Raw genomic sequence first — 836 nt, forward strand, 5'->3', positions numbered from 1 at the left:
GCCCAAACGGGCCATGTGCTTTCATCTTGAATATCTCTCATTTTACTCTCCCTCAAGATTTTATTTTTTTCAGTTTCAGAAAAATCTTTGTACCTACAAACCTGCCTCGTTAAAAGAAAAAGCTGCCTAATTGACAGCTCCGATCTTAAGCTAAAGCACCCGTTAGTTGAATAAGGTTCTAAATATTTCAATGTCAGTTATTTCTCTATGATGAGGGTCAATTGCTTCCTTAGAGAAAGCACATTTATTTGATGATTCCCTTTTGAGTAATGGGGAGAAGCATCTATATCCGAACTCTCAACTCTTTCCCAACCATTCGCTTTGATAACTAATTTATACCCAAATGGGATTCCATTTTCTTCGGATGCGCTGGACCAATCATAAATTACCGCGTGTTCATTTTCTTTAACTAGTTCAGCTTTTTTAGGAACAGGAAAGTCGAATAAATCTTCCGATGGTTCGTAGAGAGAAACTGTTATGAAATAATAGATTGCTCCACCGATTAAAAGTGTAGTTAAAGCAAGTGTCCAACCAACTGTTTTCTTCAAGTTACGTACCCTTCCTCTCCTATCTTCTTTCCTCTATTTACATATTCTCCACAATCTTCAAGTAACCTTCTTCAACTAACCTGCCCCGTTAGTTGAAGAAGATCCTTTTCTTCTATTGCACATTTTGCTCGAACTGCGAAGAAACTTATTGTGTTCAAATGAAATTATCGATATGAAACTTTTATAACTCTCTTTCGTAAATACATATATATCAACTTCTATGGAGGTGCCCACATGAGAGATATTTTTAAAGGGATTCTAGCAGTGATCTTAGCCTTAGCTTTATGG

Annotated in this window: 1 protein-coding gene; it reads right to left on the minus strand. The window is 36.5% G+C overall.

Going from position 1 to position 836, the window contains the following annotated elements:
• Positions 1 to 197: 197 nt before the first annotated feature.
• Entirely contained in the window at positions 198 to 548 is a 351-nt protein-coding gene (locus AC1DSL_RS18890) for a hypothetical protein (protein WP_477533428.1), read from the minus strand.
• Between the last annotated feature and the right edge of the window lie 288 nt (positions 549 to 836).

It is taken from the genome of Paenisporosarcina sp. P4_D4, assembly GCF_056401835.1.